A 14,828-nucleotide genomic window follows, 5' to 3' on the forward strand; every position below is an offset into this window, starting at 1 on the left:
CCTTTTTTATTTGTAATCATCAAGTAATATTCCATAGTATGTAAGATCCATAGATTCTCCTGATTTTATAACATGTTGTTTAAACGTTCCTTCATGTTTCATTCCGATTTTCTCCATAATTCGCCATGAACCAGGATTATTTGTAAAAGATGCTGCGAATATTTTATTTAAATGTAGCTCGTTGAATCCATAATGTAGCAATGCTTTTGCTGCTTCGGTGCTAAATCCATTTCCCCAATAAGGTCTTCCAATCCAATAGGCCAGTTCCCCACGTTTATGGGTAGCATTTAAATTTAAATTAATTACACCTAATAATTCTTTATTATTTTTATTTAATATAGAAAAAATCACAACTTTTTTATCGGTTTCTGCTTGTATCATATGTGTAATAAAATCTTTTGCAGAGCCATTCGGGTATGGGTGTGGAATAGATAGGGTTGTTTTAGCAACATCATAATCGCCAGCTAATTTTTCAATTACTAGAGCGTCATATAATTGTAATGAGCGTAGTATGAGTCTTTCTGTCTCAATTGTTTTCATATATTATCTCCTTTATGTTTTTGATAATATTACCATAAATTTGATAATTTCATATATAATTAGATTGAATATTATTAAAAATAAAACATTTCATTGGGATGATTTAATCTTTCGAAAAGAGGAGAGAGGTATGCAAGGAGAAATACCAACAGAGAAAAAATTAAGCTATATCGGTAAATTGCTATTGCCAGTTAAAGCGTCACCACATTTTAAATTTTTGTGGATTGGGCAATTGCTTTCGACTTTAGGTAGTTCGATAACGATGGTTATTTTGCCAGTCGTTGTGTATTCATTAACTGGTTCAACAGTTGTAATGGGAATGACTATGGCAATGTACATGCTTCCTAATATTCTTGCGTTACCGTTTGCTGGATTAGTAGTAGATCGAATGGATCGGGTGAAAGTAATGTTATTTACAGATATAATTCGCTGCGTATTAATGCTATTACTTGCAATACTTATATTTATGGATGTTTTAACAATTCCACTTCTATATGTACTTGTAGCATTATATGGACTTATGGAAGGGATATTTCAGCCAGCATATGCGGCTGTAAGAGCGAAAGTATTTGTACCAGAAATTCGAAATGCAGCTAATTCATTAACGCAAATGAGCAATCAAGGTATACGACTAATTGGACCGGCTCTTGGAGGATTGATCGTTTCAGTTGCATCTGCCGGAATAGGGTTTGGACTAGATGCAGTAACATATTTGCTATCATTTTTTTGTTTATTATTTTTAAGAGAAATAAAGTTTAAAAAAGTAAAACCTATTGAAAAGAAAAAAGTCGATTATAAACAAGAGTTTATGGAAGGTGTTTTTGTTTTAAAAAGTCATCCGTGGCTATGGATTACAATTTTAGTCTTTTCTTTCATCAATATTTGTTATGCAGGAATTATCGTCGTATTAATTCCATGGTTATTTAATGTTCATCATCATTTTGAAGCATATGTGTATGGATTAGGAATGGCATCCTCTGGTGTTGGAGCTGTAGTTGCTGCGCTAATATTCGGCGGGAGAGAACGGTGGTATAAGCGGGGAATACTTGCCTATGGTGGTGTTTTAATAAGTGGTTGTGCGCTTTTAATAATGCCGTTCATTACTTGGGCACCTGTTTTAATTGTATTAATGGCAATTGAAGGGTTCGGTATGATGATATTTGGACTCATTTGGGAAACGAGTTTACAAGAGCTCGTGCCAGAAGAAGCATTTGGAAGAGTGGCAAGCCTTGATATGTTAGGTTCATTTGCTTTATTGCCACTAGGTTATGTAGTTGTAGGATGGTTAGCTACTGTCATAGGTGGCGAGATAACGATTGTAACACTAGCTATTTTAGTACTTGTAACAATTGGAGTAGCATTATGTGTGCCGAGTATTCGAAGATTTGATTGATGATATAAGGGAAGGTGGGAACGACTTATATGCTTATAAAAAATTTGAACGATATAGTCGCAAAGGAATGGGACAACCAATATACTTTGCAGGAAAAGATCTTTGAAGCAAAAAATTTCACAGTCTATATTGCTACCCATAGAGAAAATAAGCTAGCATATAATCAACTAGTATTAATAAAACATTTTTGTAACGAAAAGCCTTCCGTGCATATTTGGCATAAGAAAATTAGCACCGATGCAACAAAACTGGACATCACAAAAGAAGTGACAGAAGCCATTCAAACTGGTTTTGTAAATGAAGAGTAAGCCCTAATTAAATTAGGGCTTACTCTTCATTAAATACAAATGTTTGTTTCAGTTTTTTACTTTCATTTACTGGATGGCCGTTGTAAGAAAAGTTCTTTTCTTCCCAAGTAATCACAACTTTAAAATTATGGCTATTAAAGTCTAATGGGAATACCATGTAGTCAAAGCTTGTATGACTTTTAGAAATATTTTCATTAGGTGTAGTAGGTTTAAAGGTAGCTTTAGAGGTAGGATTGTTATCAAGTATTTCCACGGATACGTTTGATACATCATGACCGATGTTTTTTACGAGTAAACTATATGTATCAAATACACCTTGTTTTGGCTGGATTGCTTGCTTGTTTACGTTATGAGATTTATCAATTTCGATATACCATTGTTTAGACTTTGATGCAATTGGTAGGGATTGAAATGTGTATGCACTAGCTTGTATTGGTAGTGCTAAGCATATAAGCGTAAAGAGAGTTAATATTTTTCGTTTCATTTTTTGAGAGCTCCCATTCTTTAATGAATTTGTTTGTTATTTTCTTCTCTTTTTAAGATAATATACCATGCGATTTAGGGGGGGATATATCTTGAAAGAACTCGTAAGTATGGGAAGCAGTATTTTTCTACAATTATTATTTTTGTATATATTTATTTCTGGTGTTTTATTAGAACTCAATCCATGGTATGCAGTAGTTGTTTATGTGACTATTGCTATAATAAGTCTTCTTCTGGGGGGATACTCGATGATTTTCTCTATGAAGAGAAGGCCGAATACTCTTTTTCTAACATTACCAGGTGGAATTATAATAACATTATTTTCAATGTTAATCATTGGATTTACAGTATTTGCTTATTTTTTACCAGAAGGAGGTATTCCGCCTGTTATTCGTTTGTAGTATGATGAATCGATGGAGTTCCTATTTTTATTGTTAGTCTTTCTAAGTAAGCGACATATAACTTAAAAAAGGAAACTGTGTAGAGATTTTTTTGCATAGTCTCCTTTTTTGTTTTTGTAATTAATAATAGGTGTGCTTAAAAGTTATATTGGTGAAGTTAATTTATCGATATAAAAAAGTAGAGATTGTTTTTCGAAAAAAAATTAATTTGAAAAAAATCCCAATGGATATGTTAAAATAACAGTGTCATACAACAAGGGGGATTTGTTTTATGGAAAATGGAGTTCTTGATAAAGTAGATGTAACGAAAAGAATTGAATCGAAATCTAAGTACAATAAGAAACTTGAAAAATATCAAAGGCGCTTATTAGCGTTGCAGCAAATTGTAAAAGAAGAAAAAATTGCAGTTATGCTCGTTATGGAAGGCTGGGATGCGGCTGGAAAAGGTGGGGCGATTAAACGAGTGACGGAACACCTTGATCCGCGTGGGTTTCAAGTAAATCCAATTGGAGCACCGGCACCTCATGAAAAACGATACCATTACTTGCAACGTTTCTGGCGTAAACTTCCTCAGTACGGGCAAATTACTATTTTTGATCGCTCATGGTACGGCCGTGTGTTAGTGGAGCGTGTTGAAGGTTTTGCTACAAAGGAAGAGTGGACGAGAGCGTATGACGAGATTAATGATTTTGAAAAACTACTAACAGATGATCATTATATAATCGGGAAGTTTTTCTATCATATTAGTAAAGATGAACAGCTAAAGAGGTTTAAGGATAGAGAGAACAATCCTTTAAAAAGATGGAAAATTACAGATGAAGATTGGCGTAACCGTGAAAAATGGGACGAGTATGTTGAAGCGATGGAAGAAATGTTTGAAAAAACAAATAGACCAAATGCGAAATGGCAAATTATCGCGAGTAACGATAAATTATACGCTCGTTTGAAAACGTTGAAAGTGATTATTTCATTAATTGAGGATTACCTTGTAGAACATAATATAGAATTACCTTCGTATTATTATGAGATGAAAGAGGGTAAGACGGAAGGAATTGAATCTGTGCAAGATGCAGGAGTTAAATAGTAAAAGACCTGTATATGCGGTATGAATAGGGCTATCCCATAAGTATATTTATGGGATAGTTTTTTTATTATACTAGAGTGGATTTATGATCTTTGTTTAATTCATTAAACTTATGAGTATAATGCTTCTTATTATTAAAGCCAATAAAGTCAATTCCGACGCAAGGTTCTAAATTGCCGTCTACAATTGTAGAATCCAAGAAGCTTAAAAGCTTTAATTTAGGTAGCTCTTTAACGAATTGTAGATTTTGTATGTTACCACAACTTGATAGAATGACTGTTTCTATCTCTGTTAAATAACGTAAATAGTCGTGGTTTTTCATTTTACTGCAATTATTGAATTCGATGTATGTTAAAGTTGAAGCGTTGTGTTCAATTTCATCAATATGTTCTAAATTTCTTAAATAATTGATTTCTAAATGCTTTAATTTTGGGAATGCGCTACATCCCTTTAATGAGTTAATATTCCCTTGTGTAATGCTTAGTTTTTCAAGTTTTTGTAAAGACATTAATTCTTCAAGGTTTTTTTGTTTCGGTTTGTATTTCCAAATGTATAGTTCTTTTAAATTAGGACAAGATTCGAATCCTGTAATGTTTTTATTCCACTGTATGTAAAGTTCCTCCAAATTTGTATAGCTTTCTAGTGCTGTTAAGTTTAGTGGAACTTGTGATTCTTCTAGTGCTAAAGATTTTAAGTTTTTTAAATTATATAATGATGAGTAGTCAGTAATACATGTACTACTAATATGTAAGCTTTCAATTTGCGGGCAGCGTTCTAGAAAGTTAATATGATTTAAACTATACCTAAGATCATTAATGTAAACATCGGTAAAGTTATTTGTATTAATGAAGTCTACGTATTCATCCAGTCTATTTTCATGAATTTGTACGCTGCCATTCATAACTAAAAAGTTTTGTGATTGATTTGCTTCACCGGATTCTTCTATTTTATGTACTGGGTTTTGTTTGCAAGCCTCACATAATTCTAGGTTTTTTTTCATTGTTTTCTCCTTGCATATTGTAAATAGTAGTATTTTTAATATAGCATGAGATAAGTAGTCTATGGTTAGCAAGTGTTTAGAATGAAAAGAATGAATAGAAAATGTCGTTGTATATGTAATGGAAAACATAGTACATTAACAAGGGGATTTTATTTCAAAGGGAGGATGAGAACTTGTTAGATGAGGCGGGAGCTTTAATAAGTAATCATATGTATACAGAAGAAGAACAAAAAAAATTATATAAACGAACGTTACTAATCGTAAGCATTTCACAAATGTTTGGCGGAGCTGGGTTAGCTGCTGGGATTACAGTAGGTGCACTTCTTGCGCAGCAAATGCTTGGGACAGATGCATTTGCAGGTTTACCGGCTGCTATGTTTACGATGGGATCTGCGATAGCGGCTTTCTTTGTTGGGAAGTTATCGCAAAAGTATGGTCGCCGCGTAGGGCTTGCAGCGGGTTTTATAGTAGGTGGACTAGGGGCTATTGGAGTTGTATTGGCAGCTTTAATAAATAGTATTATTCTTTTACTAGTTTCTTTACTTATATATGGCGCGGGCACAGCTACAAATTTACAAGCGCGTTATGCTGGAACGGATTTAGCGAATAAGAAGCAACGAGCAACTGCTGTTAGTATTACTATGGTAATGACGACTTTTGGTGCAGTCGCAGGTCCGAATTTAGTAGGTGTAATGGGAAGGTTTGCTCATTCAATTGGAATTCCTGAACTTGCTGGTCCGTTCATATTATCAGCAGCGGCATTTATACTGGCTGGTCTTGTCCTATTTGTTATGCTTCGTCCAGATCCGTTACTTGTTGCTAATATGATAGAAACATATAAACAAGAGCATACATATAAAGGGCAACCAGTAATAGAAGAAGCGACAGAAAACAAACGAGGCATTACTGTGGGAGCTATCGTAATGATACTTACGCAAATTGTGATGGTTGCCATTATGACGATGACTCCAGTTCATATGGGGCACCACGGTCACGCTTTAAGTGCAGTAGGTCTTGTAATTGGTTTTCATGTAGGTGCAATGTACCTTCCATCTCTCGTTACGGGAATGCTAATTGATAAAATTGGAAGAACTACGATGAGTATAGCTGGCGGAGTAATTTTATTAGCAGCAGGTGTCATAGCTGCGATAGCGCCGAGTGATTCTTTAATACTAATAATCGTTGCTTTGTCTTTACTTGGATTAGGGTGGAACCTCGGTTTAATCAGTGGTACTGCTCAAATTGTTGATGCAACTATACCTTCCACACGTGCAAAAACACAAGGGAAGATAGATGTGTTTATTGCGCTAGCTGGAGCTTCAGGCGGAGCGATGTCAGGTATGGTAGTGGCGAATTCAAGTTATGCGGCATTATCATTAGCTGGAGGGGTTTTAGCTTTCATGCTTATTCCTGTTGTGATATGGTCTCGAAAAGGATAACGAAATTGAAGTGAGGTTCTAGTTACTAACTAGAACCTCTTTTTATAAACTTAAATTAAATCCCACTCCACAATAAGACCTAAATGTGTAAGACCACCACCAAATCCGTACAGTAAAAGTGTGTCTCCGTTATTTAATTTCCCTTCTTTTCTAGCTAAATCTAGAGCGAGTGGAATAGAGACAGAAGATGTATTCCCCATATATTCCACGCTCGTTAATGTTTTTTGTATTGGAATTTGAGATTTTTCACAAATAGATTCAATCATGCGTAAGTTAGCGCTATGAGGAATGAGCCAGTCTATATCATCTTTTTGCATATTTGCAGTATGTAATAGTTCTTTTATACCTGCTGGCACCGTACGTGTTGCCCATTTATATACTTCTTTTCCATTTTGAACGATTTTTTCATTTGTTTGCAGTGGGGTGTCATTCATAGTAGTAGATAAGTTTGTTCTATATAGATGAATACCGCCGTGCCCATTTGTGCCCATATGATACGCGATAAAGCTTGGTTTGTTCTCATCTCTTTCTAATAAAATAGCTCCAGCACCATCGCCAAATAAAATGCAGGTCGTTCTATCGGAGTAATCAGTAACTTTTGATAATGTCTCTGTCGCTACGACAAGTACTTTTTTATGTGATCCAGAAGTAATCAAGCTATTACCGACGTGCAAGCCATATGTGAAACCAGCGCAAGTGGCATTTAAATCAAATGCCATTGTATGAGGTATGTTGAAGTATTGTTGTATTTGGCAAGCAACACTAGGGAAAACGTAATCAGCAGTAGTAGTAGCGACAATGATACAGTCGACATCTTCTAAGTTTTTCTTATATGTTGTACATAAATTTTCAATTGCTTTAATGGCTAAGTGTGAGGAGTATTCGTCTTCGCTAGCAATCCTTCTTTCCTTCATTCCTGTTCTTTGTACAATCCATTCATCATTCGTATCGATCATTTTTTCTAAATCATGATTAGAGAGTATTTGATTTGGAACATGAGTACCAATTGCAGTAATACGAGATTTAGAATTCATAGGAACAGCTCCTAACTTTATTTTATAACCTGATACTAATATCAGGTTATAAAAATGTCAATATAGATTTTTGGTGTATTGAACGACTTAGCTTACTATGAAGGAATTTAGCGAGTGTTGTAAAAAATAATATACGAGAAGTTTTTAAAATTGATAATGAAGTGAGTTGAGCTCCTTGAAAACAGTTTTACGCATGTTGCCTGTTGTCATTATTTGTAGCTTTATTCTTATTATTTTTTCAGAGAAATCTTATGCTTGTGATTGTATTAACGTATCAGCAGAAGAGGCCTTTCAAAAAAACGATGTAGTGTTTGAGGGAAAAGTAATTGAGGTTGGAAGGAAAGAAGGGGGTGGAATTGAAGTATTATTTGAAGTGAAGAAAATTTGGAAAGGGACAAATTCTTCGCAAATTATTGTATATACAAATGGTGGTGATTGTGTATTTCACTTTGTGAAAGGAGGAGAGTACTTAGTATATTCTTCTCAAAGAGGATTGGAAAAACAATTACACACAAATAGTTGTAGTAGAACGAAGAGATTAGATGAGGCAGGGGCGGACAAAGTAACTTTAAGTCAAATTGCAAAAGAATCTGTTCCGACAAAGAAAGTCGATTTAAAAGGTGGCATGTTGAACGGTTTAAGCTGGTGGCAAGTTGTTACTCTTTCTGTAGGTCTGTTACTGATAGTACCTCTTGTGATTTTTATTGTAAGAAAAAAGCGCAAAAAATGACGATTAAAGTAAAAATACAAAGATTTTCTTTCAGGTTCTATAGGTGGTTTAACCTTGTGAAAGCGAATTACTTATGCTACACTTTATGTAACTTAAAATGAACGGAGGGGCTTCCTTTGATCTTAATCAGATTACGTCTCAATACTTTGTGCCAATAATTGAATAGCGCTCAAAGGCTCTGTCTGTGTACAGAGTGAACGGGATTGGTCTGCCTATTTTAAAGGAACCCTTTATTAAGCTTATATGTGAAAAAGAGGGAGGGACGAATACGCCCTCTTTTTGTTTTGCCTTTATAAATAGAATGGTATCGTATAGGTGAACACTTATTGTGGATACGTATATGATTTTGGGACTTATTGACTATGAGATAGGATGAAAGCACAACTTTCTTCTATTTCTTTGGTGAACCCTTATCCGTTTACGAAAACACAGGCAGCGACCTGTGTTTTTTATTTTACGTAATCGAAATGGAGGAATAAATATATGGAAGAATTATTACAAAGAGCAGTTTTAGTTGGAGTAAATTTAGGTAATGAGGATGATTTTGCATATTCGATGGAAGAGCTAACGAATCTTGCAGAAGCTTGTGATGTAGAGGTAATTGGACAAGTGACGCAAAATTTGCAACGTGTAAATCCATCCCATTATATTGGAAAAGGAAAGATTGAAGAAGTAGCAGCCTATGTAAATGAAGTAGATGCAAATATGGTCATCTTTAATGACGAATTATCTCCTTCGCAAATTCGAAATTTAGAAGCGGATTTAGATTGTAAAGTAATTGACCGTACCATATTAATTTTAGATATTTTTGCGCAACGTGCGAAAACGAAGGAAGCGCAGCTGCAAGTAGAGGTGGCCCACCTTCAGTATATGATGCCTCGTTTAATTGGTCTTCGTGAATCGTTAGGAAGACAGAGCGGCGGTGTTGGTACGAAAAATAAAGGTGTCGGTGAGAAGAAATTAGAGTTGGATCGTCGTAAAATTGAAGAACAAATTTCAGTTTTAAATAAAGATTTAGAAGCTCTTGTTGCGCAGCGTCAAACGCAGCGAAAGCAACGTAAAAAAAATGAAATTCCTGTTGTAGCATTAGTAGGTTATACGAACGCAGGAAAATCAACGACGATGAATGCGATGCTTGAAATTTATAATGGGACAGAAGAAAAACAAGTATTTGAAAAAGATATGTTATTCGCGACGTTAGAAACATCGGTGCGAAATATTGATTTACCAGATAATAAATCATTCTTATTAACAGATACAGTTGGATTTGTAAGTAAATTACCGCATCATCTTGTGAAAGCATTCCGTTCAACGTTAGAAGAAGTAGCGGAAGCAGACTTACTTATTCACGTTGTAGATTATGCAAATCCGAATTATGAACAGTTAATTGATATTACAAATGAAACGTTAAAGAAAATTGGAGTAGAAAATATTCCAACAATCTATGCTTATAACAAATCAGATATGGTAGATGTTGAAATTCCGAAAGTACAAGAAGACCGTGTTTATTTATCGGCGAAGAAACATGTTGGAATAAAAGAGCTTGTCGAAATGATTCGCACACACATTTATAAAGAGTATACGAAGTGTGAAATGTTAATTCCGTATGATCAAGGACAGGTAGTTTCTTATTTCAATACTCATGCGCACGTTCTATCTACGAGTTATGAAAACGAAGGTACGAAACTAGAAGTGGAATGTAAGACGAGCGATTACGAAAAATATAAGCGTTTTGCAATTTAATAAAGAAGGCGATCCTAATATGTTTTAGGATCGCCTTTTTCTTATTCCGTAATAGAGGCCCACTTATAAGAATAAATTCCTGCAAATGGACGAACAACAACACCTTTTACTGTTGGACGTTCTAAATATACAAGTCCTGATTGGAAGATTGGAGCGATAGCTGCATCATCTTCAAGTAAGATTTTCTCAGCATCTTGGAACGCTTTCCAACGTGCTGGTAAGTCAGTTACTAAAGTAGAGCTCGTTTTCTCAATTAATTCATCGTATTGTTTGTTTGAATAACTCATTTTATTAAACGGTCCGTCAGTGACAAACATATTTAAAAATGTTGTAGGATCAGGATAATCTGGTCCCCATGTAGAAAGTGAAATTTCAAAATCACCATTTCCTTCACGATCTAAAAATGCTTTTACTGGAAGTGGTTGTAATGTGATTTTTAATCCAGGTAAGTTTTTCTCCAGTTCACCTTTTAAAAACTCACTAATTTTTTTATCGTTAGATTCATCAGTTGTTATGATTGAAAGAGAAGCATTTTGTAAATTTGTTTCTTTTTTCGCAGTTTCCCATAGTGTTTTAGCTTCTTTCACATTTGTTTCTACTTTTACATTACTTGTACTGCGAAAATCTTTATTGTCAGGTCCTTTTACGAATCCTTTTGGAACGAATGCATTCGCAGGTATAGAACCATTGTTTAAAATCGTTGTTGCGATTCCTTGTTTATCAAAAGCAAGCGAAATAGCTTTACGAGCATTTTTGTTTGCTAACAAAGGGTTCTTTTGACTAAATCGGAAAAACGTCACAGAAGGACGTTCCATTTTCTTTAAGCTAGGATCTTTTTGATATTTATCAACAAACTCTGAATTTATCGTAATACGGTCTACTTGTTTGCTTTCAAATAAATTAACAGCTGTTGAAGTATCTTTTACAATATGTACATTAATTTCATTTAATTTCACATTTTTATTATCCCAGTAGTTCGGGTTTTTCGTCATTTTATAACTTGTATCATGTTTCCATTCACTTAATTGGAAAGGTCCGTTATACACTACATTTGCAGCTTCAAGTCCGTAATTTTTCCCTTGTGCTTCTACAACCTTTTTGTTTTGAGGATAAAATGTTGCAAATCCCATTAAACCTAAAAAGTATGGGACAGGGTGTTCTAACTGTACTTCTAATGTTTTATCGTCAATTGCTTTTACACCAAATGAGTCAATTGGCAATTCTTTTTTATTTATTTTTTCTGCGTTTTTAATATCGAACATAATATGTGCGTATTCAGAAGCGGTTTCTGGATTTACGGCACGTTTCCATGCATATTCAAAATCATGAGCAGTTACTGGATCGCCATTTGACCATTTTGAATCGTGTAATGTAAATGTATATGTTTTTCCGTCTTCACTCAGTTTGTATGATTCAGCAGCTGCAGGAACAGGTTTATTGTCAGGACCAGGCATATATAATCCTTCCATTACGTTGTTTAATGCAGCGTAAGAAAACCCATCGGTTGCGATAGATGAATCAAGTGTAGAAATTTCCCCAGCTTCTACAATGTTTAATACTTGTTTTGAAGATGCTTTTTTCTTTTCTCCGGTAGTTGTTGCCTCTTGTTTTTGACCACATGCTGTTAAAAACATAGATAATGTGATTGAGAGTGCAACAATTCCTTTAGTTTTTTTCTTCATAGCTGTCATCCTTCCCTTCATCTCTGCCTTAGTATAAAAGAAAATATAGAAAATTTCTATAAATAAATCCGATAAAACGTATAGAAAAAATATATTATGTAAGAAGTGATATTTCTGGAAAAAGAAATGAAACCAGTATAGAATAGAAATGTTTCAAAAGTCAGAATTTATTAGGGTTAAAGCTTTACTTTATTACACTTACTTTAATAAATATATATTTTGTACAGGAAGGAGAGATTCATATATGCAGGCAGTTTCGCAAAAAAACACAGTAGAAACACCGACAATATATCGAATACTATTTGCGATTAGTTTCGGTCATTTTTTAAATGATTCGATGCAAGCAGTTGTGCCCGCGTTATTTCCTATTTTGGAAAAAACGATGAATTTATCCTATATGCAAGTAGGGTGGATTGCGTTCGCGTTAAATATGACGTCATCGATTATGCAGCCAGTTTTTGGTATGTATTCGGATAAGAAGCCGTCACCATTTTTATTACCGCTCGGTATGTTTTCAAGTATGCTTGGGATGATCGGACTTGCATTTGCACCGAACTTTATTATTGTTATTATTTCTGTTTTATTTATCGGATTAGGTTCCGCAGTCTTTCATCCAGAAGGTGCCCGGGTTGCTTATATGGCAGCCGGTGCGAAGCGAGGTTTAGCACAAGCGATTTATCAAGTGGGGGGGAATACCGGGAATTCCCTAGCTCCAATTTTTACAGCGTTAATTTTCGTTCCGCTCGGTCAAATTGGTTCTTTAGGGTTTACAGCCTTTGCAGCGGTAGGAATTGTATTATTAATTTTCGTATCAAATTGGTATAGGAATGAATTAGCTACTGGTGCTGTGAGGAGAAAAAAGAGGGCTGCACTTGAGGCTGAAAATGCGATTGTAAGTACACATATTAAATTTGTTATTATACTTCTTGTTTTTCTTACTTTTGTACGTTCTTGGTACGGTGCTGGTATCGGGAATTTTTATCAATTTTACTTAATTGAGCATTACGGTTTATCTATAAAAAATGCCCAGTATTTCGTATTCGCATTTATGATTGCCGGTGTATTAGGAACTTTCTTCGGTGGTCCATTAGCAGATCGATTTGGAAAGAAAACAATTATTGTATTTTCAATGCTAGGTTCGGCGCCACTTGCACTTTTATTACCTCACGTTTCACTCGTGTGGGTCGTACCGCTATTTTTATGTATCGGTTTTATTAGTTCAAGTAGTTTTAGTGTAATTGTTGTATATGCACAAGAGCTTGTTCCTGGAAAAGTAGGGATGGTATCTGGATTAATTGTAGGGCTTGCGTTTGGACTCGGCGCTTTAGGTTCTGTAGTCCTTGGGAAATTAGCTGACATATATAGTCTTCAATTCATTATGTTACTATGTAGTTGTCTACCATTAATTGGACTTACTTCTTGGTTATTACCAAGTGATAAGAAAACGATAGAATAGGGGATGCACTATGAAATTATGTGAAAATATTACAGAATTAATAGGAGATACACCTGTCGTCAAATTATCTAAATTTATTCCAGAAGACGCAGCAGATGTGTATGTAAAACTAGAAATGTTTAATCCGTCACGCAGTGTGAAAGACCGTGCTGCCCATAATTTATTGCACGTTGCAGAAGAGAATGGTCTTATCAAACAAGGAGATACAATTATTGAGCCGACAAGTGGAAATACAGGAATAGGCTTAGCGATGAATGCAGCCGCAAAAGGATATAAAGCGGTTTTAATTATGCCAGATAATATGTCAAAAGAGCGTATAAATTTATTAAAAGCATACGGAGCAGAAGTAGTTTTAACACCAGCAGAACAAAGAATGCCAGGAGCAATTGCAAAGGCGTTAGAATTGCAAAAGCAAATTCCAAATAGTTTTATTCCGCAACAATTTGAAAATCCGGCAAATCCGAATGTTCATCGTTATACAACTGCACTTGAAATTTATGAACAAATGTATGGAGAGCTTGATGCATTCGTAGCAACGGCAGGAACTGGTGGAACGATTACTGGGACTGGTGAAACGTTAAAAGAGAAACTACCAAATTTATATGTTGCAGTAGTAGAACCGAAAGGATCTCCCGTACTATCCGGAGGGGTTCCAGGTCCTCATAAACTAGTAGGAACAAGTCCAGGGTTTATCCCAAAAAACTTAAATACAGAAGTGTATAACGAAATTATTCAAATTGCAGACGAAGAGGCTTTAACGACAATGAGAAACTTAGCTAGACAAGAGGGGTTATTAGTTGGGCCGTCTTCTGGTGCTTCTGTTTATGCAGCAATTATGATTGCAAAACGATTAGGCGCTGGTAAAAAAGTTTTATGTATTGCACCTGATACAGGGGAGCGTTATTTGAGTATGGGATTATTTGAATGAAAATGATAGAAACCCCTTAATGGTGAAAGAGAGCTATTAAGGGGTTTGTTGTAGGTTATTTAGAGAGGAGAAGCACAATGAAACTATTAAAACCAACATATGAATATAGCAAACAAATTATGGAGTATCGCGATGCGTTTTTACATGCTGATGAACAACCACACGGCAGTAGTTCTTTACAAAATTTTGATTCTCTCGATGAATGGTTTGAAAAAGTGAGCATACAAGAAGTGGGAGAAAACTTACAAGATAATCGAGTACCGTCTAGCCAATTTTTAAGTGTTGAAAAAGGGGAACTTATAGGTTGTGTGAATATTAGACATCGGTTAAACGAAGAATTATTGCGGGAAAGTGGTCATATTGGATATAGTGTCCATCCAAATAAACGTCGCCAAGGTTATGCGACGAAACAATTGAAACTTGCATTGGGTGAAGCGCAAAAATTAGGATTGAAGAAAGTGCTAATAACTTGCGATAAAGTTAATATCGCTTCGGCTAAAACAATTCAAAAGGTTGGCGGTGTGTTAGAAGATGAAGTGGTTTCTTCTCATACAGGCGAAATTGTTCAGCGTTATTGGATAGAAATATGATCTAGTAGGAATTTGAA

The 14,828-nt window shown here is 35.0% G+C and carries 14 protein-coding genes and 1 pseudogene; 10 read left to right on the forward strand and 5 right to left on the reverse strand.

The genetic code is table 11. From position 1 onward, the window contains the following. Nucleotides 1-6: 6 nt before the first annotated feature. Complete coding sequence (locus tag FH036_RS12980) at nucleotides 7-540, reverse strand: GNAT family N-acetyltransferase (RefSeq protein WP_139895831.1); 534 nt, start codon at nucleotides 538-540, stop codon at nucleotides 7-9. 130 nt (nucleotides 541-670) lie between these two features. On the opposite strand from FH036_RS12980, the gene FH036_RS12985 reads away from it, so the two are divergent. Continuing rightward, nucleotides 671-1,933, forward strand: coding sequence for an MFS transporter (locus tag FH036_RS12985; RefSeq protein ID WP_139895832.1), 1,263 nt, complete (start codon nucleotides 671-673; stop codon nucleotides 1,931-1,933). Between the two features lie 29 nt (nucleotides 1,934-1,962). Next, on the forward strand, nucleotides 1,963-2,241 hold the full coding sequence (locus tag FH036_RS12990; protein ID WP_000905834.1) for a hypothetical protein: 279 nt from the start codon (nucleotides 1,963-1,965) through the stop codon (nucleotides 2,239-2,241). A gap of 19 nt (nucleotides 2,242-2,260) precedes the next feature. Here the strand turns inward: FH036_RS12990 and FH036_RS12995 are convergent, their stop codons facing one another. Next, a complete protein-coding gene (locus FH036_RS12995; RefSeq protein WP_000823325.1) occupies nucleotides 2,261-2,725 on the reverse strand; it encodes a hypothetical protein in 465 nt (154 codons plus the stop codon). A gap of 91 nt (nucleotides 2,726-2,816) precedes the next feature. Here FH036_RS12995 and FH036_RS13000 point away from each other — a divergent pair, with 91 nt between their 5' ends. Further along, the gene (locus FH036_RS13000) at nucleotides 2,817-3,125 is read left to right on the forward strand and encodes a hypothetical protein (protein WP_000661600.1); all 309 of its coding nucleotides are present in this window, start codon (nucleotides 2,817-2,819) and stop codon (nucleotides 3,123-3,125) included. Nucleotides 3,126-3,396: 271 nt separating this feature from the next. Beyond that, nucleotides 3,397-4,209, forward strand: a complete 813-nt coding sequence (locus FH036_RS13005) for a polyphosphate kinase 2 family protein (RefSeq protein WP_044790468.1) — start codon at nucleotides 3,397-3,399, stop codon at nucleotides 4,207-4,209. A gap of 67 nt (nucleotides 4,210-4,276) precedes the next feature. Here the strand turns inward: FH036_RS13005 and FH036_RS13010 are convergent. Continuing rightward, a pseudogene (locus FH036_RS13010) lies at nucleotides 4,277-5,125 on the reverse strand (leucine-rich repeat domain-containing protein); the annotation flags it as partial. 257 nt (nucleotides 5,126-5,382) lie between these two features. Here FH036_RS13010 and FH036_RS13015 point away from each other — a divergent pair. Beyond that, a complete protein-coding gene (locus tag FH036_RS13015) occupies nucleotides 5,383-6,648 on the forward strand; it encodes an MFS transporter (protein WP_139895834.1) in 1,266 nt (421 codons plus the stop codon). Between the two features lie 50 nt (nucleotides 6,649-6,698). Here the strand turns inward: FH036_RS13015 and FH036_RS13020 are convergent, their stop codons facing one another. Beyond that, nucleotides 6,699-7,682: a ketoacyl-ACP synthase III gene (locus tag FH036_RS13020; RefSeq protein WP_139895835.1), complete on the reverse strand. Its 984-nt coding sequence runs from the start codon at nucleotides 7,680-7,682 to the stop codon at nucleotides 6,699-6,701. 175 nt (nucleotides 7,683-7,857) lie between these two features. Here FH036_RS13020 and FH036_RS13025 point away from each other — a divergent pair, with 175 nt between their 5' ends. After that, nucleotides 7,858-8,412 (forward strand): cobalamin biosynthesis protein CbiN, encoded by a 555-nt coding sequence (locus FH036_RS13025; RefSeq protein ID WP_139895836.1) that lies wholly within the window; start codon nucleotides 7,858-7,860, stop codon nucleotides 8,410-8,412. 483 nt (nucleotides 8,413-8,895) lie between these two features. Then, nucleotides 8,896-10,155, forward strand: a complete 1,260-nt coding sequence (hflX, locus tag FH036_RS13030; RefSeq protein WP_139895837.1) for a GTPase HflX — start codon at nucleotides 8,896-8,898, stop codon at nucleotides 10,153-10,155. A gap of 41 nt (nucleotides 10,156-10,196) precedes the next feature. On the opposite strand, the gene FH036_RS13035 is transcribed toward hflX, so the two are convergent. Then, nucleotides 10,197-11,837: a peptide ABC transporter substrate-binding protein gene (locus FH036_RS13035; protein ID WP_139895838.1), complete on the reverse strand. Its 1,641-nt coding sequence runs from the start codon at nucleotides 11,835-11,837 to the stop codon at nucleotides 10,197-10,199. 244 nt (nucleotides 11,838-12,081) lie between these two features. On the opposite strand from FH036_RS13035, the gene FH036_RS13040 reads away from it, so the two are divergent. The 3 genes from FH036_RS13040 to FH036_RS13050 all read left to right on the forward strand — a co-directional run bounded on the left by FH036_RS13040 (nucleotide 12,082) and on the right by FH036_RS13050 (nucleotide 14,811). After that, complete coding sequence (locus FH036_RS13040; protein ID WP_001149419.1) at nucleotides 12,082-13,293, forward strand: MFS transporter; 1,212 nt, start codon at nucleotides 12,082-12,084, stop codon at nucleotides 13,291-13,293. 10 nt (nucleotides 13,294-13,303) lie between these two features. Further along, complete coding sequence (cysK, locus tag FH036_RS13045) at nucleotides 13,304-14,221, forward strand: cysteine synthase A (protein ID WP_139895839.1); 918 nt, start codon at nucleotides 13,304-13,306, stop codon at nucleotides 14,219-14,221. Nucleotides 14,222-14,298: 77 nt separating this feature from the next. After that, a complete protein-coding gene (locus FH036_RS13050; protein WP_139895840.1) occupies nucleotides 14,299-14,811 on the forward strand; it encodes a GNAT family N-acetyltransferase in 513 nt (170 codons plus the stop codon). Nucleotides 14,812-14,828: the final 17 nt, after the last annotated feature.

It is taken from the genome of Bacillus sp. CD3-5 (assembly GCF_006349665.1).
Classification (GTDB): domain Bacteria; phylum Bacillota; class Bacilli; order Bacillales; family Bacillaceae_G; genus Bacillus_A; species Bacillus_A paranthracis.